General features: G+C 65.0%; 19 protein-coding genes. 11 read left to right on the top strand and 8 right to left on the bottom strand.

All coding sequences use genetic code 11. The features are described from left to right. Positions 1 to 166: 166 nt before the first annotated feature. Positions 167 to 994, top strand: a complete 828-nt coding sequence (locus tag P6U29_RS02795; RefSeq protein WP_407116224.1) for a hypothetical protein — start codon at positions 167 to 169, stop codon at positions 992 to 994. Here the strand turns inward: P6U29_RS02795 and P6U29_RS02790 are convergent, their stop codons facing one another. Both P6U29_RS02790 and P6U29_RS02785 read right to left on the bottom strand, forming a co-directional pair. Next, positions 995 to 2,287 (bottom strand): Spy/CpxP family protein refolding chaperone, encoded by a 1,293-nt coding sequence (locus P6U29_RS02790; RefSeq protein WP_407119585.1) that lies wholly within the window; start codon positions 2,285 to 2,287, stop codon positions 995 to 997. 151 nt (positions 2,288 to 2,438) lie between these two features. Continuing rightward, positions 2,439 to 3,485 (bottom strand): LysM peptidoglycan-binding domain-containing protein, encoded by a 1,047-nt coding sequence (locus P6U29_RS02785; protein WP_407116223.1) that lies wholly within the window; start codon positions 3,483 to 3,485, stop codon positions 2,439 to 2,441. Positions 3,486 to 3,665: 180 nt separating this feature from the next. On the opposite strand from P6U29_RS02785, the gene P6U29_RS02780 reads away from it, so the two are divergent. Both P6U29_RS02780 and P6U29_RS02775 read left to right on the top strand, forming a co-directional pair. Then, entirely contained in the window at positions 3,666 to 4,361 is a 696-nt protein-coding gene (locus tag P6U29_RS02780; RefSeq protein WP_407116222.1) for a hypothetical protein, read from the top strand. 174 nt (positions 4,362 to 4,535) lie between these two features. Further along, entirely contained in the window at positions 4,536 to 4,895 is a 360-nt protein-coding gene (locus P6U29_RS02775; protein WP_407116221.1) for a hypothetical protein, read from the top strand. 30 nt (positions 4,896 to 4,925) lie between these two features. On the opposite strand, the gene P6U29_RS02770 is transcribed toward P6U29_RS02775, so the two are convergent. Further along, on the bottom strand, positions 4,926 to 5,048 hold the full coding sequence (locus P6U29_RS02770) for a hypothetical protein (RefSeq protein ID WP_407116220.1): 123 nt from the start codon (positions 5,046 to 5,048) through the stop codon (positions 4,926 to 4,928). Positions 5,049 to 5,201: 153 nt separating this feature from the next. Between P6U29_RS02770 and P6U29_RS02765 the strand changes: the two genes are divergently transcribed. The 4 genes from P6U29_RS02765 (at position 5,202) to P6U29_RS02750 (ending at position 8,205) form a co-directional block, all read left to right on the top strand. Next, positions 5,202 to 5,621 (top strand): hypothetical protein, encoded by a 420-nt coding sequence (locus P6U29_RS02765; RefSeq protein WP_407116219.1) that lies wholly within the window; start codon positions 5,202 to 5,204, stop codon positions 5,619 to 5,621. 128 nt (positions 5,622 to 5,749) lie between these two features. Then, on the top strand, positions 5,750 to 6,877 hold the full coding sequence (locus P6U29_RS02760; RefSeq protein WP_407116218.1) for a lactonase family protein: 1,128 nt from the start codon (positions 5,750 to 5,752) through the stop codon (positions 6,875 to 6,877). An 85-nt stretch (positions 6,878 to 6,962) separates the two neighbouring features. Continuing rightward, on the top strand, positions 6,963 to 7,121 hold the full coding sequence (locus P6U29_RS02755) for a hypothetical protein (RefSeq protein WP_407116217.1): 159 nt from the start codon (positions 6,963 to 6,965) through the stop codon (positions 7,119 to 7,121). 190 nt (positions 7,122 to 7,311) lie between these two features. Continuing rightward, positions 7,312 to 8,205 (top strand): efflux RND transporter periplasmic adaptor subunit, encoded by an 894-nt coding sequence (locus tag P6U29_RS02750; protein WP_407116216.1) that lies wholly within the window; start codon positions 7,312 to 7,314, stop codon positions 8,203 to 8,205. 176 nt (positions 8,206 to 8,381) lie between these two features. On the opposite strand, the gene P6U29_RS02745 is transcribed toward P6U29_RS02750, so the two are convergent. Beyond that, complete coding sequence (locus P6U29_RS02745) at positions 8,382 to 9,230, bottom strand: caspase family protein (protein ID WP_407116215.1); 849 nt, start codon at positions 9,228 to 9,230, stop codon at positions 8,382 to 8,384. A gap of 422 nt (positions 9,231 to 9,652) precedes the next feature. On the opposite strand from P6U29_RS02745, the gene P6U29_RS02740 reads away from it, so the two are divergent. The 4 genes from P6U29_RS02740 (at position 9,653) to P6U29_RS02725 (ending at position 15,914) form a co-directional block, all read left to right on the top strand. Continuing rightward, a complete protein-coding gene (locus P6U29_RS02740; protein WP_407116214.1) occupies positions 9,653 to 11,380 on the top strand; it encodes a hypothetical protein in 1,728 nt (575 codons plus the stop codon). A gap of 224 nt (positions 11,381 to 11,604) precedes the next feature. Then, positions 11,605 to 12,327, top strand: coding sequence for a thermonuclease family protein (locus P6U29_RS02735; RefSeq protein ID WP_407116213.1), 723 nt, complete (start codon positions 11,605 to 11,607; stop codon positions 12,325 to 12,327). A gap of 102 nt (positions 12,328 to 12,429) precedes the next feature. Then, a complete protein-coding gene (locus P6U29_RS02730) occupies positions 12,430 to 13,617 on the top strand; it encodes a pyridoxal-phosphate-dependent aminotransferase family protein (RefSeq protein WP_407116212.1) in 1,188 nt (395 codons plus the stop codon). Positions 13,618 to 13,817: 200 nt separating this feature from the next. Beyond that, positions 13,818 to 15,914 carry a S9 family peptidase gene (locus P6U29_RS02725; RefSeq protein ID WP_407116211.1) on the top strand — a complete coding sequence of 699 codons (2,097 nt, stop codon included), beginning with the start codon at positions 13,818 to 13,820 and terminating at the stop codon, positions 15,912 to 15,914. Between the two features lie 154 nt (positions 15,915 to 16,068). Here the strand turns inward: P6U29_RS02725 and P6U29_RS02720 are convergent, their stop codons facing one another. From P6U29_RS02720 to P6U29_RS02705, 4 genes are all read right to left on the bottom strand, one after another. Continuing rightward, positions 16,069 to 17,160 carry an SMP-30/gluconolactonase/LRE family protein gene (locus P6U29_RS02720; RefSeq protein WP_407116210.1) on the bottom strand — a complete coding sequence of 364 codons (1,092 nt, stop codon included), beginning with the start codon at positions 17,158 to 17,160 and terminating at the stop codon, positions 16,069 to 16,071. A 75-nt stretch (positions 17,161 to 17,235) separates the two neighbouring features. Next, on the bottom strand, positions 17,236 to 17,955 hold the full coding sequence (locus P6U29_RS02715; RefSeq protein WP_407116209.1) for a ribonuclease activity regulator RraA: 720 nt from the start codon (positions 17,953 to 17,955) through the stop codon (positions 17,236 to 17,238). 96 nt (positions 17,956 to 18,051) lie between these two features. Beyond that, positions 18,052 to 19,788 (bottom strand): L-arabinonate dehydratase, encoded by a 1,737-nt coding sequence (gene araD / locus P6U29_RS02710; RefSeq protein WP_407116208.1) that lies wholly within the window; start codon positions 19,786 to 19,788, stop codon positions 18,052 to 18,054. Next, positions 19,785 to 20,648: an ABC transporter permease gene (locus P6U29_RS02705; RefSeq protein WP_407116207.1), complete on the bottom strand. Its 864-nt coding sequence runs from the start codon at positions 20,646 to 20,648 to the stop codon at positions 19,785 to 19,787. The genes araD and P6U29_RS02705 overlap by 4 nt, the downstream gene beginning before the upstream one ends. Positions 20,649 to 20,651 lie beyond the last annotated feature (3 nt).

Here is a 20,651-nt window from a genome sequence, read left to right as displayed (position 1 = left end):
TTTGACTCGTCGGGCAAAACACCGGCAGAATGGCATGATCCCCACACGCCTCCCACGAACCACATCCCTCCTCCCAGCGACCAACCTTCGCCTCAACGGCGAGGCTGAACTCGGATGGAGACGAGCTGTGACTTTTGCCTTGCCTTCGCGTGCTTATGATCTGCAGATGCTGGACCGTCCCGCGGACCGCGCGCGCGATCACGGCTGGGTCTATGGGGTACCGCCGGGCATCACGAGCGAGCAATGGCCACTCGATCCGGTCAGCGGCTATCCGCTGATGCACGGCTTTACGCTTCTCTTGCCGGAGGATTATCGCGTGCACGGCGAAAACATCGTTGCCGTGTCGTTCTTTGCCACCGCGCCCGATCACAATGATGGCGGCGCGCCCGACGATCCCGAGATTCGCGAGGCCGTGCTCGCGCGGCCATCGCATCCGCGTCTGTCGCGCATGACCGACATTCTCGACTACGAATATGCCGCACTGCTGCTGACTCAGGCCGAATATGACGGCGCATTCGCGACACCGCCGGCGCCGCTTGCGCTGGCAACGGCGGAGCGGCCACGCTGGCTCGACGTCGGCGGTGCCAGCGCCTTTTTCGAGGCGGCGCCGCCCTACCCAAAGAAGATGTTTGCTGCCCCGCCGCGCGCCGATCTCATCGAGACTCGCGCGATCGCGCTGTCGCCGCGCGCGAATGATCCCAACGCCGGCAAAGGCCCGCAGGACGAGCACGTTCGGGAAAATCCGCCGACCGGCTATCAACCTTACTACTATTATGTCGGCGGCGTGCCGCGCAGCGACGATTTCCGCCTGCACGACTGGGCCAAGGATCACGCCCACAACCATCTCGGCGGCACCATGCGGCCCTGCCAGGCCGTACCGGAGATGAGCCCGTTCTACATCGAGTTCGAGGAATATTTCGGCGGCTACAACTTTGGCGGCGGCAACGCGCAGCTCGACTTCAATGAGATGAAGTTCGACTGGGCGTGCGGGTAATCACGCCCCCCGCTTCGGCCCGATCGCCTCGAACCCGGCCTTCTGCTCGTCGGTCAGATCCGCCTCGAAATCGTCGAGCGCATCACCGACGCCGCCCACCGCTTCCAGCATCGTCTGCAGCCGCGTCTTCACGGCGGCGAGGCGGGCCTGCGGGGTCGCGGCGGGCTCTGTCGGGCAGGCGCTGAGCGTCTGCATGGTGCGGAGCGTGGTGTCCTGGAGCACTTCGAAGCGGGCGCGGGCTATCTCGTCGAGATGGAGCGCGGAGGCGATGTCGGCGGCGGGCCATTGCTGCTGGACGAGCTGCTCGTATTGGCGCTGCGCGTTTTCGTCATAGCGGGGATCGTAGTCGGGCTGGCAGGCCTTAGCCGCCTGGGCGTCCTTGGCCGCGTCCTTGCTCCCGTCCTTGGGCCGGTGGGACGCCAGCGCGGCGCGACGCTCGTTGGCGAGGGCGTTGAGCCTGGCTTTCTGGTCGTCATTGAGCAGACCGACGAATTTCGAAAGCGGCGCTTCGATTGCATCCGTCGCCTTGATCATGGCCTCGAGACGCTCGCGCATCAGGCCGAGGCGCTCGGCGGCCGTTGCAGGCGCCTGTGCCGCGCAGGCGGTGCGGATGGTGTCGCGCGCCGCATTCCAGGCGGATGCGAGCTCCTCGAGCGCAGTGCGCTGCAGCTCGTTCGGCTGAACGGCGCTCGCGATGCGGTTGACCGGCAGGCCGCCGGTGTCGCTGGCCTCGCAGAGGGTTTCCGCGGACGGGATTTTTCGTGCGCGCCGGCCTTGCGGCACGGTGTAGGCGGCAAGCTCGGGCGCGGCATAGGGCGTGAAGAGTGCGGCATAGATGTCGCCGTAGCCGTAGAGCGAGAGGCTGGTCGCATCGCCGAAGATGATTGCGGTGGTGAGATCGTCATGCGCGAACGGCCAGAACACCGGGCCGACCCAGCCGTAGCTGCCGTCGGGATGGCGCCACCAGCCCTGCGGGCGGCGACCGCCTTGCCAGCCCGCCAGCGCAGCTTGCGCTGTGAGGGCCGCACGCAGGACGTAAGGGTTGGATAGCTGGCCGCGCTCGGCGCCGCGCGGGTCTTGCGACCTCAGTGCAGCGGAGCGGTAGCGGCCACTGCGCACGGCCATGCGGGAATGGCGCAGGCGCTGCAGGCCGAGCATGTGGCCGACGGCGAAACGCGCAACCCCGAGCGGACCGCCACGCAAACCGAACTGCGCCTCGGCCCTGTTAGGCAGCAACACTGCCGCAATCACGAGAGCTGCGCCGGCCAGCGCCAAACCCATGCGTCCCGACATGATCGCTGACCTGACTGTCGAGCTGGCCACGACCCTCCCTCCCGCACCAAGCGCGCACTGCGTCGCATCACAATGACGCGCGAGGGAACCGATTGTTCCGCGGCGATGCAGGGCAAAGCGACGCAACGCTCGCCGCCATGCCGGTGCGGGGTCACTGCGCCTTTTGCGGCAGGACGAAGGTCTGGCCGGGATAGATCAGGTTCGGATTGTGGATCTTGTCGCGGTTGGCGTTGAAGATCACCCCGTAGCGGGCGCCGTCGCCGTAAGCGAGCCGGCTCAGCGCCCACAGGCTGTCGCCCCGGGCGATGACCCGGCTGCCGCCTGCTTCCGCCGGTGCGGTGGTGAGCACGTCCGCCGGCGAGGCCGATGCGACCGCCGTCGCCGGCGCGTGCGCCAGGGCCCTGGGTTTCGGCGCGCCAATCAACCTCGGCCGGGCCGCTTGCCTGTCAGGCACTGAAGCCAAGCGCGGCGACGCCGATGGCAGCGCGGCCACGACATCCGGTTTGTCATCGGGCTTCTCGGCCTGCTTCGTCTCCTGCCGCGCATCCTGCTTCGCGACTAGCGCGGGCGGCGGCGCTGCCTCGGCGATGGTCACCGGCATGGTCCGGCCGGACTCGGTCACCGTGCCGTCCGGCGCCTTGGCCCGGAGCGTCAGTTCATAGGAACCGGCAGGAAGCTGCGGCGGGGTCATCACGAACTGGCCGGAGGCGTCGGCGACCACGGTATCGAGCGGCTTGCCGTCGCGCAGCAGCTCGACCCTTGCACCCGGCGTGGCGCGGCCCGCAATCACTGCCGCCTCACCGTGATCGTCGATGCGGGCGACGTCGAACCGGGGGCCGGCATCCGCCGGCGCCGGCTTGACCAGCGCGAGATCGCCGAGCGCGGCCACCTGCTTCTGGGTCTCGCCCAGCGCGCCCGCCTTTGGTTCGGGGGCCGGTGCAGGCGGCGCGCTGGCGGCAAGCTTTGGCTGTTCCGGCTGCAGCTCTGGCTTGGGCTCTTCCGCTTTGGGCTCGACCTTGGCCTCCACTTTGGGTTCGACCTTGGCGTCGGGCTTGGCGTCGGGCTTGGCGGCGGCGGCGACGATGGTCTTCGTCCCGTCCGGCAGCAGGCGGCGCAGCTCGGTCGGGCCGATCACCAGCGCAGTGCCGACCATCGCGAGCAGACAAAAGGCAATGAAGGCCTTGGATGCGGTGATCATCTGAAAGGGACCTTGAGTGGCAAATCAGCCGAGGCCGGCAAAGTGCGCCGATTTGGCTGCGGCAGCAAGACGGTCGATGGGATTATGCCTCCATCCCGGCGCGTCCGGGATGAACCGGCGCCTTTCCGTCGGCGTCAAACGAGCGAGGCTGCGCCGCGGCTATATTTTGGGGAATTTGGTGTGACCACATTTTTCCGCACCGCGCTATGGCTGGCGCTTGCCCTGATACTGGCCGCTTCCCCCGCACTCGCCGCCTCCGGCCCGCCGCCTGGTTACATCCTCACCGACAATGCCGATCTCGCCTTTACCTCGCCTGACAGCGCCACCAAGCTCGAACACTACATGAAAGACAGTGAAGATTTCTTCGCTGTCAAATGGCAGGTCTGGGCGCGACACGGCAAAAAGATGACCGAGCTGAAGCCCGAGCAGGGCTATCCGGCCGGCTTCCGTTTCACCAATGACTCGCAATGGCTGGTGCGGATGCAGAAGACCGGCTCGGGCGAGCAGGATCTGTTTCTCTACCATTTCGAGAACGGCGCCTTCGTCAACGCGACGAAGAAATCGCTCAGCAATCTCGCCTGGGCCTATTTTCATAGCAGGCCCGACACAAAGAACATGAAGCTCGACTACCACATCTCGGCCAATCTGATGAAGGGCACCGAAGATGCTTATCGCTGGCTCGGCGTCGACTGGCCCAACAACCGCTACCTCCTGATCTCGCTGTCGGGCGAAATGGACAAGCATCCGAAGAACGTCGCCGTAAAGGGATTGGCGGACTGGAAATGCCGCTATGACCTCAAGACCGGCAAGTTCGACGTGCCCAAGATGTTCGCCAAGAGCAATGCGAAAGCGCTGAACTGGGAGATCAAGCGGTGAGTGCCGCTTCGCGCTTCCACGAAAATAGGATCAAACCTCCGAGTTCGTGGTTATCGCCTCGCTGAGACGGCCGGGAACTCCGGCCGAGGACACCTGTCAACATTGCATCACGCGCACTGCAGGCGGCTTTTCGCCCGCGCTGTGGCGCGCGTGTGCGATATCGAGCGAGGTGATATGGCGATCTTGTCTTTCAGAGCGATCCCTCTCGCGGCGGTTGCAGCCGTCATCGGGCTCTCCGCAGAGGCCCGCGACGACGGTCGCTACGCAAATTCTCCCCTCAAGGGCTGGTTCGAAAGCCTGCACAGCAAGGGCGGCGGTCCCTGTTGTGCCGACGCCGACGGCACTGCGCTGGCCGATGTCGACTGGGAGACGCGGGACGGACATTACCGGGTGCGGCTTCTCGGGAATTGGGTCGATGTGCCAGACGACACTGTCATCACCGAGCCCAACCGCGCCGGACGCACCATGGTCTGGCCTTATTACGTCAACGGACGTCCCATGATCCGCTGCTTCATGCCCGGCAGCATGACGTGAACCGGGACGAGCACCGCGGGATCGGGAAGCTCACATCGATCGTCGGGCCGCACGCACTTCGGCTAATTCGGCGTCGGGGTGGCTGACGATGGTGGCGACCATGATGCCGCTGATGATCAGCGACCAGGCGGTGTCCCAATAGATCCAAAACACGAGCCAGCCTCCCTTTTCTCTTTCAATCTCTTTCACGCCGCACCGGGCTAACCGCACCGCGATGCCGGCGTCTCCGCGCGCGAGGCCCGGCCCGGCGACGCGCGGACGGGCAGAGCGCTATTTGTGTTTGGTCGGTGGCGGCGCCCGATCGGTTTGGCCGGTGTGGCGCTTTGCCACGACGTCCTCGTCGTGCTCGCTCTCGTGCGGACGTGGCGCAAGCTTGGGCTGGCCGGCTTGACCGCCGTGCTTGCCGCCCATGTCGGGCTTTCCTTCGAGATCGTTTTCGCGGGGCATGCGGTTCAATGCGTTCGCACGGCATTGGTTCACAATAGCATCGGCCGCTCTCGCACTGTGAACGCGCTCATAGAACCGCCCATCTTTGCAGTGCACGATGACTGGCGTGCCCTGGTGCATCGCGATTCTTACCGACGGATTGGCCTGATGCGAAAACGACTGATCGTCTGGACCATCATGACGTCCACCCTGGTTGCGGTCACCGTATGGACCATGCTCGGGCCGCCCGACCGCCCGTCCACCCCGCATCTGCCCTCCCGCACGGCAGCAGTGCGTTAACTCGCCATCCTGCGACCGATACGATTTCGGTATCGATCGATCCCAATTGGAATTTGGTGCGGCGGCGCGCCTCCCGCTATCCTCGCGGCAAAACGACAATGCCGCGAGCCGGCCTTCAGGAGGAGCCCATGTTGAGACCGATCCGACGCATCGCATCGCGCGCGCCGCGCGCTGCGATCGCCACCACCCTGTTCGCTTCTCTCATTCTCATTTCTGGAGTCCGTGCCGGCATGGCCGAAACCTTCGCCTATGTCGGCAACGCCGACAGCAACGACATCAGCGTGTTCAAGATGAGCGAGAGCGGCGAGATGACGCCCGTGCAGACGGCCGCCTTCAAAGGCGTCGAAAAGCCCGGCTCCTCGACGCCGCTCGCGATCACACCCGATCACCGCGTGATGATCGCCGGCATCCGCTCGCAGCCATACCTCGCAGTGAGCTTTGCGATCGACCCGAAGACGGGCCAGCTCAGCCATCTCGGCAACGGACCGCTCGCGGACAGCATGGCCAATATCGCCGTCGACCGCAGCGGCAAGTTCCTGTTCAGCGCCTCCTATGGCGGCAACAAGGTCGCGCTGAATCCGCTTCTTGCCAACGGCGTCGTCGCCGAGCCCAAGCAGGTGATCCCGACCGGGCTGAACGCCCACGCCTTCCTGCCCTCGCCCGATAACCGCTTCGTGTTCGCGACCAATCTCGGCTCCGACCAGATCCTGAGCTTCGCGTTCGATGCCGCGGCCGGTACGCTCACGCCGAGCGATCCGCCGGCCCACAAGGTACCGGAAAAATCGGGGCCGCGGCACTTCGTGTTTCATCCGGGCGGCAAGTTCGTCTATCTCCTCCACGAGCTGAACGGCGACGTCGCGGCATTCACCTATGAAGCCAGGAGCGGCGCGTGGGACGAGATCCAGCGCACCACCGCGCTGCCGGAAGGGTTTTCCGGAAAAGCCTGGGCTGCCGACATCCACATCACGCCGGACGGCCGCTTCCTCTACGCCTCTGAGCGCACCACCAGCACGCTCACCGCCTACAAGGTCGATGGATCAAGCGGCAAGCTGACCACGATCGGCAGCGTGCCGACCGAGAAGCAGCCGCGTGGCTTCCAGATCGATCCAAGCGGGCGCTATCTCGCCGCGGTCGGCGAGCTCTCGGACGGCATGACGGTCTATGCGATCGACCAGAGCAGCGGCGCGCTGACCAGGCTGAAATCCTACCCCACCGGCAAGAAGCCGAACTGGGTGGAATTCCTGAGCCTGCCGTGAGGGGCCGCAGCGGCGGACCTACGTAAACAACCGTAATTTCGCAGGGTCCGCCTTTGCGCCATATCACCGCGTCTGGACCGACAGATTGGTTTTCAAATGCCCTCAGACCGGCCTGAACGTGCAGCATCGGCTGACTGATGAGCCGGGCGATCGCACCCACGTGTCCGTATCCTGTCCGGCCTGCACGCGGCTGCATCTGATCGATCGGGCCAAGGGCAAGCTGCTGGGCGATCGACGCGGCTGACGGTAACGCCGACCGGCGGCCTGCGGCGTGACGTCTTCGGAGCGAACCTGTTCGCCAATCCCGCGACTAATCAAGGACTTGCCGCGACTGCCAGCGGCCGCGCGGCATCCTCTCTTGGGACCCACGCGGCCGTAGTGCGGGCGGCGGCCATCTGCTATCGATTGGAGGCTTAGCCCCTGTGGAATTTCCGATGCGTCATTTGCCCCGTGCCGTTGTTCGAAACCTGTGTCCCGCAGCCGTCGCCGGCGTGCTCGTCCTCAGCTCCTATCCGGCTGGCGCGGCCGATGACGACGCGCCCAAGGGACCCGCGGTCACGGTGCTGAAAGTCGCGAAATCCTGCTTCTCCGACATCGTCGAGGCCACCGGCACGATCATCGCGCGGGAGGAAACCTCGGTGCGGCCCGAACGTCCCGGTCTGAAGGTCACGGACGTGCTGGCGGATGCGGGCGATACCACCACCGCCGGCCAGGTGCTGGCGCGGCTCGCGCTGCCCGAAGGCGGCACGCTTCAGGTCACCGCGCCCGTGGCGGGCGTGATCGCGACCTCGACTGCGCAGATCGGCAACTTCGCCTCGGCCAAGGGCGAGGCGCTGTTCACGATCGTGGCGCGCAGCGAATACGATCTCGTCGGCCTCGTGGCCACCACCGATGTGCGCAAGCTCGCCGTCAATCAGCAGGCCACCGTGCGGATCGCAGGCGCCGGCGACATCAGCGGCAAGGTGCGCCGCATCGGCCCGACCGTCGAGCCGAACATTCAGCAGGGGATGGTTTATATCGGCATCTCCTCGCAGAAGCGGCTGCTCCTGAACGCGAGCGGACGGGCGCTGATCAAGACCGGGCAAAGCTGCAACGTCGCGGTGCCGCTCACCGCCGTGCAGTATTCATCCGCCGGCACCGTGGTGCAGGTGATCCGCCGCAACCGCGTCGAGACCAAGCGTGTCGAGATCGGCTTGATGTCGGGCGGCAATATCGAGGTCCGCGACGGCCTGAACGAAGGCGATGTCGTCGTCGCCCGCGCCGGCGCATTGCTGCGCGAAGGCGATCCGGTGCGTCCGGTGATGGCGAGCGCGGAAGCGATGAAGTAGGGATTGGGAGACTGGCACGTGTCCCGGACGCGCTGCAGCGTGTAACGCTGCTGCGCAGAGCCGGGACCCCATCTGTTACCGAGCGATAGCTCAAAAGAATGGGCCCCGGCTCAGCGTCGCATCATTGCATGATGCGCCGCGTCCGGGGCACGAGACTTCGCAAGACCTAAGAAAAACTAGCCGCCGGCTTCGCCGAAACGGACGTCTTCGAGCAACGATGACGACACGGTCGGGACCTGGTCGCCTTCTGAGGCGCGGGAGATGGCGAGGCGCGTCTTGTTGAAGACGCTCTCGGCGCTGCCCGGTTTGCTGAGGTTGTTGAGGAACTCGCTGACCAGCACGCTGTGCTCGCCCTTGCCGTCATCGACGACCTTGCCGGGCGAGGCGGAGGTGAGGATCAGCGCATTGTCGGACGCGCTGATCGGCGCGAGGCCGTGGCTGTAGGAGCGGAAGCGGCGCTCGTAGGGGTTACGGCGGGAGGCGTCGACCACGACGAGCTTGGCCTTGGCGCCCTGCTCCTTCATCATCTCGAGCACGCCGTCGATGGAGACGCCATGGCGGCGGACGTCGCTTTCCTTCCAGATCACGGCGTCGACCGGCAGCATGTAGCTCTCGCGTCCCGCCTGCACGCCGTAGCCGCCGAAGAACAGCATGACGACGCTGTCGTGCGTGATCCGGGACTTAAGGCGGTTGACGGCGCGGACCATGTCGTCCTTGGTCGCGTCTTCCACCATGTCGACGTCAAAGCCGTTCTTGCGCAGCGACGAGGACAGCGCACGGGCGTCGTTGATCGACTGCGTCAGCGGCGCGTTGGCGTCGGGATAATGTCCATTGCCGATGACGAGCGCGAGGCGCGAGCTCTGGCCGATCGAACCGGTGATCTGTTCGGTGGTCACAGCCTTGGCGGCATCGATCGCACGCATGTTGAGAGCAGCATGGGCGCCAATCGCGAGCGACACCGTGCCGACGAGGGCTGCGGCGAGGGCGATCGTACGTCGGGAAAGGTCGAGCTGCTTTACATTCATCTCGGTTCGTTTCCTGTGCCAAAGACCAGCCAAGCGCGCGCACACTGTTTGAGTAGCGCGATAGCGGCTTTAGGTTTGAGGGATTGGCCGGGGAAGTGCCCCCGAATTGCGCGCAATTTGCGGCGCCGCACCAAACAAAGCCTTAACCGCATATAGGCCCTGGGGCAATAGATTGCTCAAAATTTGAGCTAAGTGGCTGAATGTATTGGTTAATCCTCCAGACCAGGTTTCTGCATTTTTGGCTCCCCCGTAGCCTTCCGGACGCTCCTTATGCAGCCCTCGTGCCGGCTCTTTCTGTGACGCCTATCACATTTGTATTTCCCGCGAATCCGGGTAGCCTTTTCAACGACTTGCAGGGGGTGGTGTGCGGACGGCTCCGCGCTCGCCGGCCCCGGCCCGGGCCCCCCGCGACCAGGTATTTCATGAGCTTTCATTATTTTGCCGGCGCCGCCTGCCGGGCGCTGACGGCGCGGAAGGACGGCCCCTCGCTCTACGACGTCTGCGATCCCGTATTGTCCGACACGGCCGGCGGCGATCCGCATCTGGCCAAATTCTACAAGACCGCACTCGGCAATCCCGCGCTGCGGATACTGCTCCGCCGCGCCGGTCTGCCCGAGCTGCGCGACGAGGCCAGGCTGACCCGGCTGCGCGAGGCACTCACCCATGCCCGCGACGAGGTCGAGCCCGACTGGGCGGCGGTGGGGCGGCCGATCGCCGATCTCGTCGACAGCATCGCGCTCGACCATCCCAAGCCGCCGCCGGTGCCGTTCACCGCCGCCCTGCCGCAGAGTGCGCAGATCGACGGCGCGATCCGCGACTGCGCGCAGCATCTGCTCGGCTCGTACCGCCGCAACGGTTTCCTGCCGACCTACGCCGCCTTCAACCTGATCGGCGATCCCGATTTCCGCGGACGTGAGCTGATCATAGCGCTCACGGGGCTGAACGCGCGTGGCTATAAGAATTCCTCGCTGCTGTTCAACCTCGCCCGCGTCTTCATCGCGCGCTCGCCCGCGCGCGCCGTGGTCAATCCGCCCTGGAAAGGTATTGCCGAGCCGATGTGGGAGCCGGTGCAGATCCGCCACCGTTCGGCCTATTACGACGCGTTCTTCATCGAGGCGCTGCTCAGCTATGTTGAGACCGGCCTCGCCTCGCCGGCAGACAAGACCGCGGCAGAGCGCGCCATCGCGGACATGGTCGATTTCTGCGTCAACATCAGCCGCGAGGAGGTCGAGGGCATCGACGGCGCGCGCTTCAACGTCATCACCGCACTGGCGCCGGCGCCGCATCCACGGTTCTCCCGCTACTTCGCGCAAATCAAGCAGGATCTCGGATTCGGAATCTATGTGCCGGATTGCGACACCACGGCCTGCTCGATCTCTGCGGCGACGCAGGCCGGCTGCACCGATCCCATCATCGACCAACCGCTCCTGGATTTCTACTCGGGCTATCAGGTGCGCGCCGGCATCAACACGCCGCGCGTGACCGTGCCGCTCAACGACAATATCGACTATGAGGGTGGGGTTGCGACCTGGATCGACAATCTCGCGGGCGAGCGCCCTTACGGCAACGATCTCGATCCGACGCTCAATCTCGACATTCTCGAGGTCAGCTTTCGCAACCTGGCACGCTGGAAGATTCTGGAGACGCCGGCGCGGCTCGCGACCGTGCACCGGATCATCGGCTTCCAGAAGCGCCTGGCGGCCAGCGGCGCCTTCGCCAATCCGCGCTCGCATATCTATTATTTGCCGGAGCTCTACAGCGCCTATTTCGGCCGCTGTTACGCGGCTTTCCTGGCACTGCCGCTGGCGGCGCAGGCGGCGATCGATCCCGATGGCGATTTCGACTTCATCCGCCACCGCGTGCTGTCCTACGTCAAGGGCGAGCTGATGGCCGCGGAGATGAACGTGTTCGACGCCGCGCTGGCGCTGATCGCGCTCGGCCATCTCGGCGCCGACCCGCGTGCCTTTGCACCGGCCTTGAACGTTATCATCGCGAGCTTAGGTGAAGGCGGCCGCCGCGGCCCGTTCCGCGCCTATGAATGGAACAAGATGAAGACGCCGACGCGGATTCTCGTTGGTGGACCGGAGGTGACCTCGGCCTTCGTGCTGATGGGACTGGCGGTAGCGAAAAGGGCGATGGCACGGGGGTGAGGTGGTCTCGTAGGGTGGGCAAAGGCGCGCTCTTTGCGCGCCGTGCCCACCATCCCTCACCGCGCTGCGAGTGGTGGGCACGCTGCGCTTTGCCCACCCTACAAGACCGTCGCAAGATGACAGGAAGTTGAAAGCCCATCCGTTCGCCATACGCTGGCCGAGCGGCCAAAAGCCGACCACAATTGCGCGGCTTATCGAGATTTTCCCTGAGCACCTGGACCGGCATGTTGCGAAGATTCCTGATTGCGCTTGCTTTCCTCGCCCCCTCGCTCGTGCACGCTGCCGACATCACCGGCACGGCAAAGGTCCGTGCCGGCGATGCCATCGTCATCGGCAACACGCGCATCCGGCTCGGTGGGATCGATTCGCCCGCGGTCGACCAGCTCTGCCTCAACACCAAGACCGAGCGCTGGACCTGCGGCGTCGCGGCCCGCGACGAGCTCGCCAAATACACAGACGGCAAGACCTGGGTCTGCCACACGAGGTCGGTGGACCGGCGGGGCCGCACCGTGGCGCGCTGCGAGGTCGGCGGTGAGGACATCCAGAAATGGCTGGTGCGCAACGGCTGGGCGCTGGCCTACACCCGCATCTCCAAGGACTACGAGCCCGACGAGGCTGCCGCGCGTGAGGCCAAGGCCGGCATGTGGCAGGGCGCCTTCATCGCGCCGTGGGACTGGCGCGAGCGCAACAAGAAGACCGCCATCCTGGGCGCGACCAAGCCGCCGGAGGGAGCGCATGCGGTGCTGCTCGCCTCGGCCTCGGGGCCGGTAGCGCCCTCGCCGGACTGCACCATCAAGGGCAATGTGAACAGCGCCGGCGAATGCATCTATCACCAGCCGACCAGCCGCTGGTACACCCAGATCAAGATGAAGATCAGCAAGGGCACCCGCTGGTTCTGCTCGGTCGAAGAAGCCGAAGCGGCCGGTTGCCGTGAGACGAAGCGATAACCCAGCCCTGCATTTTGCGTGCTTTTCTTGCGGCGCCGCGCCGCGTAAAAGTATGATTCAGCGACCCACCATCCTGTTCTCAAGCAACAAGGACTGACAGCAATGACCGTTCGCGCGGGCCGGGAGTTTCTGGCCATCCCCGGGCCCACTACGATGCCCGACGAGGTGCTGCGGGCGATGCACCGTCCGGCGATCGACATCTATTCCAAGCAGATGCTGGACCTGACCGAGAGCCTGCTCAGCGACATCTCGAAACTGTTTGCGACCAAGGGCAAATCCTACATCTACATCGCCAACGGTCACGGCGCCTGGGAAGCGGCGCTGAGCAACGTGCTGTCGCGCGGCGACAAGGTGCTGGTGCTGGAGAGCGGGCGCTTTGCGATCGGCTGGGGCAATGCGGCAGCGCTGATGGGTGCCGAAGTCGAGGTGCTCAAGGGCGACTGGCGCCGCGCGGTGCGGCCGCACGAGGTCGAGGAACGCCTGCGCCGCGACAAGGAGCACAAGATCAAGGCCGTCGTCGTCGTCCAGGTCGACACGGCCAGCGGCGTGCAGAACGATATCGAGGCGATCGGCAAGGCGATCAAGGCCAGCGGCCATCCCGCGCTCTACATGGTCGACACCGTCGCCTCGCTCGGCTGCATGCCGTTCGAGATGGACAAATGGGGCATCGACGTCGCGATGTCCGGTTCGCAGAAGGGCCTGATGACGCCGCCCGGCCTCGGCTTCGTCGCGGCCAATGCGCGCGCGCTCGAGGTGCACAAGAAGGCGAACATGTCGACGCCCTATTGGAGCTGGAGCGAGCGCGAGGGCACCGAGAATTATCGCAAATATGCCGGCACCGCGCCGGTGCATCTGTTGTTCGCGCTGCGCCAGGCGATCGACCTGCTGCACGAGGAAGGGCTTGAAAACGCCTTCCGCCGCCACAGCCTGCTCGGCGAAGCCGCGCGGCGCGCGGTCGCCGTCTGGTCGGAAGGCCAGGTGCTCGGCTTCAACGTCGCCGAGGCCAGCGAGCGCTCCAACACCGTGACCACGGTCACCATGAGCAACGGCCACGACCCGGCCGTGCTGCAACGCTATTGCAAGGACAAATGCGGCGTCGTGCTCGGCACCGGCATCGGCGATCTTTCGGGGCAGGCCTTCCGCATCGCCCATATGGGCCACGTCAACGCGCCGATGCTGCTCGGCACGCTCGGTGTGATCGAGATCGGACTGAACGCGCTGAAGATCCCGCACGGCAAGGGTGGGTTGGAGGCGGCAGTGTCGTATCTCGGCGAAGAGGTGGCGGCGTAGCTTCTTCATCCCTGCCCGCTTGCGACAGCGCGATCGCATCTATCAAGAGTGGCGGATAGCTCGCCCACACCGCATGCTTCGAGGCGCCCGCCGATGGCGGGCCCTCGGGTCGGGGCGGAGCGCGAGGCAGCAGCCTTCTTTAAATTCCCCACATTCGATCTGATATAGAGGCAAGACACATCCCAGCTCCGAGGATCGACTTGCCCAACACCGCCAGCAAAAACCCGCCCGTCGCCCCGCGCCGGCCGCATTCCTTCACGCGGCACGGCATCACCGTGATCGATGACTATGCCTGGCTGAAGGACGAGAAATGGCAGGAGGTGCTGCGCGACCCCAAGGTGCTCGACACTGATATCCGCAAATATCTGGATGAAGAGAACGGCTATACCGAGAGCCTGCTCGGCCATACCGCTGGCTTGCAGAAGACGCTGGTGGGCGAGATGCGGGGGCGGATCAAGGAGGACGATTCCAGCGTGCCGTCGCCGGACGGGCCCTTTGCCTATTTCCGCCGGTTTCGCCAGGGCGGGCAGCATGAGCTGTTCGGCCGCATGCCGCGCGACGGCGGCGAGGGCGACATCGTGCTCGATGGCGATGCGCTGGCCAAGCACCACAAATATTTCAAGTTCGGCGGCAGCCGGCACTCGTACGATCACAAGCTGCAGGCCTGGAGCGCGGACACCAAGGGCTCGGAATATTTCTCGATTCGCGTGCGCGACTGGGCGACGGGGAAAGATCTCGAAGATCTCGTCGAAGAGACCGACGGCGGCGTAGTCTGGGCCGCGGACTGCAAAAGCTTCTTCTATGTGAAGCTCGATGACAATCACCGGCCGATGCAGGTGTGGCGGCACAGGCTCGGCACCAAGCAGGCCGACGATACGCTGGTCTATGAGGAGCAAGATGCCGGCTGGTTCACCCATCTGCACGAGAGCACCAGCGGCCGCTTCTGCGTCATCGCCGGCGGCGATCACGAGACAAGCGAGCAGCGGCTGATCGATCTCGCCAAGCCCGAAGCGCCGCCGCGCCTCGTCGCGGCACGCGAGGAAGGAGTGCAATATTCGCTCGCCGACCGCGGCGACGAGCTCTTCATTCTCACCAATGCCGATGATGCCATCGACTTCAAGATCGTCACGGCGCCGCTTAGCCAGCCCGAGCGGGCGAACTGGCGCGATCTGATCCCGTATCGTCCCGGCATCTACATCATCGACCTCGATCTCTATGCCGGCCATCTGGTGCGGCTCGAGCGCGCGCATGCGCTGCCGGCGATCGTGATCCGCGATCTCGCGACGAAGGAAGAGCACGCCATCGCTTTCGACGAGGCGGCCTATTCGCTCGACACGATGGGCTCCTACGAATTCGAGACGACGAATTTGCGCTTTGCCTATTCGTCGATGACGACGCCATCGGAAGTCTACGACTACGACATGGTCAAGCGCACGCGCGTGCTGCGCAAGCGGCAGGAGATTCCGTCCGGCCATGATGTTGCCGACTACGTCACCACGCGCATCATGGCGAAGGCGCATGACGGCGCCGAGGTGCCGGTCTCGATCCTCCATCGCCGCGGGCTCGAGCTCGACGGCTCGGCGCCGCTCCTGCTCTACGGCTACGGCTCCTATGGCATGGCGATGCCGGCCTCCTTCAGCGCCAACCGCCTGTCGCTGGTCGACCGCGGCTTCGTCTATGCCATCGCCCATATCCGCGGCGGCGCCGACAAGGGCTGGGGCTGGTATCTCGACGGCAAGCGCGAGAAGAAGACGAACAGCTTCGACGATTTTGCCGCGAGCGCCCGAGCTCTGATCGAGGCGAAATACACCAGCGCGAAACGCATCGTCGGCCATGGCGGCTCGGCCGGCGGCATGCTGATGGGCGCGGTCGCCAACCGCGCCGGCGAGTTGTTCGCCGGCATCGTCGCCGAGGTCCCGTTCGTCGACGTGCTCAACACCATGCTCGACGATACGCTGCCGCTGACGCCGCCGGAATGGCCGGAATGGGGCAACCCGATCGAAAGCGAGACGGATTTTCGCACCATCCTGTCCTACTCGCCCTATGACAACGTCGCGGCGAAGACCTATCCGGCGATCCTGGCAATGGGCGGCCTGACCGATCCGCGCGTCACCTATTGGGAGCCCGCCAAATGGATCGCGCGCCTGCGCGCCACCATGAGCGGCGGCGGCCCGGTCCTGCTCCGCACCAACATGGGCGCCGGCCACGGCGGCGCCTCGGGGCGCTTCGACCGGCTCGAAGAAGTCGCGATCGTGTACGCGTTCGCGCTGTGGGCGGCGGGGATGGCGGAGGCGTGATCTTCTCCCTCTCCCCATTCTTGCGGGGAGAGCATCGGGGTGAGGGGCTGCTTCAGCAGGATTTGCTAGCAGTTGGATTCGCGGAGACTCCCCCTCACCCGCCGCGCTTTGCGCGTCGGCCTCTCCCCACACGCGGGGAGAGGCGAAGAGCGCCTCACACGGCCCCGTGCGCCTCGACATACAGCGCGTAGACCGAATGGCTGCTTGCCATGTAGAGACGGTTGTTCTTGGGGCCGCCAAAGCAGAGATTGGCGCAGCGCTCGGGCAGCTTGATGAAGGCGAGCGGCTTGCCTTCGGAGTTGAACACCATCACGCCGTCGAGATCCTCCGGCTTGCCCTTGAGCTGAAACACCCTGCGGCCGCCGACATCGGTCGGTTCGCCCTGCAGCGCGCCGTTCGAGCCCCAGCCGCACCAGAGATTGCCGTCGCGGTCGACGCGAAAGCCGTCGAGCGAGCCCTGGTCGGCGGCGTCGATCAGCTTGGTCTTGCCGCTCAGGCTGCCGTCCTCGCCGACATTGTAGCTCCAGATGCTGCGGTTCGGCGTGCCCTTCCACTCGACAATGTAGAGCTTCTTCTCGTCCGGCGAGAAGGCGAGGCCGTTGGGATTGACGAGGTCGGTGAGGACGGCGGTGAGCTTGCCGTCCTTGGCGATGCGGTAGACGTTGGTGGTGGCCTGCTCGGCCTTCTCCTTCTTACCCTCCCACTCGCCGTTGATGCCGAACAAGGGATCGGTGAACCAGATGCTATCGTCGGATTTCACGACGATGTCGTTGGGCGCGTTCAGCCGCTTGCCCTCGAACTTGTCGGCGAGCACGGTGATCTTGCCGTCCTTCTCGGTGCGGGTGATGCGGCGGGTGACGGAATGCTCGCAGGTGACGAGACGGCCCTGGCGGTCGCGCGCATTGCCGTTGGCGTAATTGGCACTGGCGCGGAACACGCTGGTCTGGCCGGTCTTCTCGTCGAACTTCATGATCCGGTTGTTGGGAATGTCGGAGAACAGGAGATAGCCGCCTTCCGGAAAATAGGCGGGACCTTCGGCCCAGCGCATGCCGGTCGCGACCTGCTCGACCGTCGAGGAATACAGCCGGTATTTTGCGAAGCTCGGATCGAGAATCTGGACGGCGGGGTCGGGATAGCGCTGGTTCGGCGTGAAGGCGAACGACTGGGCGCCGGCGGCGCGGGCGAGAAGCGCGGAAGTTGCCGCTGCGCCGGCACCGGCCACGAGATTACGTCGTGTGAAGTTCATAAAGTCCTCCCTGCTTGATAAAAGGCCGGCGCTTGATGTGGCCGGCCTGCTTCTTGGTGCGATTCAGCTTCGGCTCTAGCGGCCGTTCTTCTTCCGCCATTCCGCGAAGTCGGTGAGCGTCTGCGGATCGGTGGCGGGATAGAGGCCGAAGATGCCGCGGCCCTTGCCGACTTCCTCGGTGACGAAGTCCTCGAACGCGGTCATCTCGAAGGTCTCGCTGGCGATCTCGTCGGCAAGATGCGCGGGGATCACGATGACGCCGTCGGCATCGCCGAGGATCACGTCGCCGGGGAACACCGGCGCATCGCCGCAGCCGATCGGCACGTTGATCTCGATCGCCTGATGCAGCGTCAGATTGGTCGGCGCGCTGGGTCGGTGGTGGTAGGCAGGAATGCCGAGCTTGGCGATCTCGGCGGAGTCACGAAAGCCGCCGTCGGTGACGACACCGGCAACGCCGCGCTTCATCAGCCGTGTGACCAGGATCGCACCGGCAGAGGCCGCGCGCGCGTCCTTGCGGCTGTCCATCACCAGCACGGCACCCGGCGGGCAATCCTCGACCGCCTTGCGCTGCGGATGGGAACGATCCCTGAAGACGTCGATGGTGTTGAGGTCCTCGCGCGCCGGCATGTAGCGTAGCGTGAAGGCCTCGCCGACCATGGTCGGCTGGTTGGGGCCGACGGGATGCACATCCTGGATCATCTGGATGCGCAGGCCGCGCTTGAACAAAGCGGTGGCGACCGTGGCGGTGGAGACGGATTTGAGCTTGTTGCGGGTGGCTTCGGAAAGTTTTGGCATGGGCGGGCTCTCTCTTGTTGTCATTCCGGGGCGATGCGAAGCATCGAACCCGGAATCCCTAGGTTCCTGGTTCGCTTCGCGCCCCGGAACGACGCATCAATAAATCGACGGCTCGCCGATCGGCGCGCCGAAATCGGTCTCGAGGAAGTCGAAGTCGCAGCCGTCATTGGCCTGCCTGATGTGTTTGGTGAACATCCAGCCATAGCCGCGCTCGAAGCGGCGCTCGGGCTGTTTCCAGGCGGCGCGGCGTTTTGCTAGCTCGGCCTCGGATACGTCGAGGTTGATGGTGCGAGCAGCGACATCGAGCGTGATGCGATCGCCGTTCTGCACCAGCGCCAGCGGGCCGCCGATATAGGATTCGGGCGAGACGTGCAGGATGCAAGCGCCGTAGCTGGTGCCGCTCATGCGCGCATCCGAGATGCGCACCATGTCGCGCACGCCCTGCTTCACCAGCTTGGTCGGGATCGGCAGCATGCCCCATTCGGGCATGCCCGGGCCACCCTGCGGCCCCGCATTGCGCAGGATCAGGATGTGATCTTCGGTGACGTCGAGATTGGGATCGTCGACCGCCTTCTTCATCGAGGGATAGTCGTCGAACACCAGCGCAGGTCCCGTATGCTTGAGGAAGCGCGGCGCGCAGGCGCTCGGCTTGATGACGCAGCCGTCGGGCGCGAGATTGCCCTTGAGCACCGCGAGCGCGCCTTCCCGGTAGATGGGATTGTCGACTGAGCGGATCACGTCGGCATTGTATACCTCAGCGCCGTCGATGTTCTCACCAAGAGTCTTGCCCGTCACCGTGACGCAATCGAGATGCAGATGCGGCTTAATCTGGCTCATCAGCGCCGGCAGGCCGCCGGCATAGAAGAAATCTTCCATCAGATATGTATCGCCGCTCGGCCGCACGTTGGCGATCACGGGGACCTTGCGGCTCGCGATCTCGAAATCGCCGAGGCCGATGTCCTGGCCGGCGCGGCGAGCCTGCGCGATCAGATGGATGATCGCATTGGTGGAGCATCCCATCGCCATCGCTACTGCAATCGCATTCTCGAACGCCTTGCGTGTCTGGATCACCTTCGGCGTCAGATCCTCCCAGACCATCTCGACGATGCGGCGGCCGCATTCACTGGCCATGCGGATGTGGTTGGCGTCGGCGGCCGGAATCGAGGACGCGCCGGGCAGCGTCATGCCGATCGCTTCCGCGATCGCGGTCATGGTCGAGGCCGTGCCCATGGTCATGCAGGTGCCGTAGCTCCGGGCGATGCCGGCCTCGATATCGAGCCAGTCCTTCTCCGAGATCTTTCCGGCGCGGCGCTCGTCCCAGTATTTCCAGCCGTCGGAGCCGGAGCCGAGCGTCTTGCCCTTCCAATTGCCGCGCAGCATCGGGCCGGCCGGCAGATAGATCGCCGGGATGTTCATCGAGGTCGCGCCGAGCAGCAGTGCCGGCGTGGTCTTGTCACAGCCGCCCATCAGCACCACGCCGTCGACGGGATGGCTGCGCAAGAGTTCCTCCGCGTCCATCGCCAGCAGATTGCGATAGAGCATTGTGGTCGGCTTGAGCAGCGATTCCGACAGCGAGAGCGCCGGCAGCTCCAGCGGCAGGCCGCCGGCCATCAGGATACCGCGCTTGACGTCGTCGACGCGCGACTTGAAGTGCATGTGGCAGGGCTGCGCGTCCGACCAGGTGTTGAGGATCGCGATGATCGGCCGGTCCTTCCACTCCTCCGGCGCGTAGCCCATCTGCATGGTGCGGGAGCGGTGGCCGAACGAGCGGAGATCGTCGGGCGCGAACCAGCGCGCGCTGCGGAGCTGATCGGGTGTTTTCTTCTTGGTCATGATTGCGTACCCCATTTCTGGACGGTGTTCCGCTCGATGGCGCGGAAGATCAGGTTCTCGACAAAGAGCCCGATGATGATCACCGTCAAGAGGCCTGCGAAGACCGCAGGTATGTCGAGGAGATTGCGGTTCTCGAAGATGAACCAGCCAAGCCCGCCCTGACCCGAGGACACACCGAACACCAGCTCGGCCGCGATCAGCGTGCGCCAGGCAAAGGCCCAGCCGATCTTCAGCCCGGTGAGGATCGAGCCGAAGGCGGCAGGAATGAGGATCTTCGCCACGTAAGGCAGCCCGCGCAGGCCGTAATTGCGGCCGACCATGCGCAGCGTGTTGGACACGCTCTTGAAACCGGAATGGGTGTTGAGCGCAACCGGCCACAGCACCGAATGGATCAGCACGAAGACGAGGCTGCCATTGCCGAGCCCAAACCAGATCAGCGCGAGCGGCAGCAGCGCGATCGCGGGCAGCGGGTTGAACATCGCCGTGACCGTCTCCAGGAAGTCGGTGCCGATGCGGGTGGAGATTGCGAGCACCGTGAAGATCGCGGCCAGCATGATGCCGGCCGAATAGCCCATGAACAGCACTTTGAGTGAGGTCCAGGCCCGCATCGGAATGGTGCCGTCTTTCACGCGATCGAAGAGCGTGACGAATGTGTCGTGCAGTGTCGGAAACAGCAGAGGGTTGTCGAGGGTGATGCCGTAGGCCTCCCAGACTGCCGCGAGGAACAGGATGATGACAGTCTTCCGAACGAAGCCGTCGTTCCACAGCAGCTCAAGCACGCTCAGCTTGCGCTCGACCTCGCCTGCGCCGCCGGCGCTGGCAGCCGGCGCCTCGCGCAGCAATATTCTCGCTTCGGCCATGAG

The sequence above is a fragment of the Bradyrhizobium sp. LMG 9283 genome (genome assembly GCF_045571415.1).
Taxonomy (GTDB): Bacteria; Pseudomonadota; Alphaproteobacteria; order Rhizobiales; family Xanthobacteraceae; genus Bradyrhizobium.
The sequence above is the reverse complement of the archived record's forward strand: the minus strand, read 5'-3'. Positions and strand labels throughout refer to the sequence as shown.

Bases quoted from the DNA above. Each gene is read 5' to 3' on its own strand.
- araD (WP_407116208.1), bottom strand. From the start codon at position 19,788: ATGACCAAGAAGAAAACACCCGATCAGCTCCGCAGCGCGCGCTGGTTC.
- P6U29_RS02775 (WP_407116221.1), top strand. From the start codon at position 4,536: ATGGCGATCTTGTCTTTCAGAGCGATCCCTCTCGCGGCGGTTGCAGCC.
- P6U29_RS02715 (WP_407116209.1), bottom strand. From the start codon at position 17,955: ATGCCAAAACTTTCCGAAGCCACCCGCAACAAGCTCAAATCCGTCTCC.
- P6U29_RS02750 (WP_407116216.1), top strand. From the start codon at position 7,312: ATGCGTCATTTGCCCCGTGCCGTTGTTCGAAACCTGTGTCCCGCAGCC.
- P6U29_RS02720 (WP_407116210.1), bottom strand. From the start codon at position 17,160: ATGAACTTCACACGACGTAATCTCGTGGCCGGTGCCGGCGCAGCGGCA.
- P6U29_RS02740 (WP_407116214.1), top strand. From the start codon at position 9,653: ATGAGCTTTCATTATTTTGCCGGCGCCGCCTGCCGGGCGCTGACGGCG.
- P6U29_RS02760 (WP_407116218.1), top strand. From the start codon at position 5,750: ATGTTGAGACCGATCCGACGCATCGCATCGCGCGCGCCGCGCGCTGCG.
- P6U29_RS02785 (WP_407116223.1), bottom strand. From the start codon at position 3,485: ATGATCACCGCATCCAAGGCCTTCATTGCCTTTTGTCTGCTCGCGATG.
- P6U29_RS02705 (WP_407116207.1), bottom strand. From the start codon at position 20,648: ATGGCCGAAGCGAGAATATTGCTGCGCGAGGCGCCGGCTGCCAGCGCC.
- P6U29_RS02790 (WP_407119585.1), bottom strand. From the start codon at position 2,287: ATGTCGGGACGCATGGGTTTGGCGCTGGCCGGCGCAGCTCTCGTGATT.
- P6U29_RS02745 (WP_407116215.1), bottom strand. From the start codon at position 9,230: ATGAATGTAAAGCAGCTCGACCTTTCCCGACGTACGATCGCCCTCGCC.
- P6U29_RS02735 (WP_407116213.1), top strand. From the start codon at position 11,605: ATGTTGCGAAGATTCCTGATTGCGCTTGCTTTCCTCGCCCCCTCGCTC.
- P6U29_RS02795 (WP_407116224.1), top strand. From the start codon at position 167: ATGCTGGACCGTCCCGCGGACCGCGCGCGCGATCACGGCTGGGTCTAT.
- P6U29_RS02730 (WP_407116212.1), top strand. From the start codon at position 12,430: ATGACCGTTCGCGCGGGCCGGGAGTTTCTGGCCATCCCCGGGCCCACT.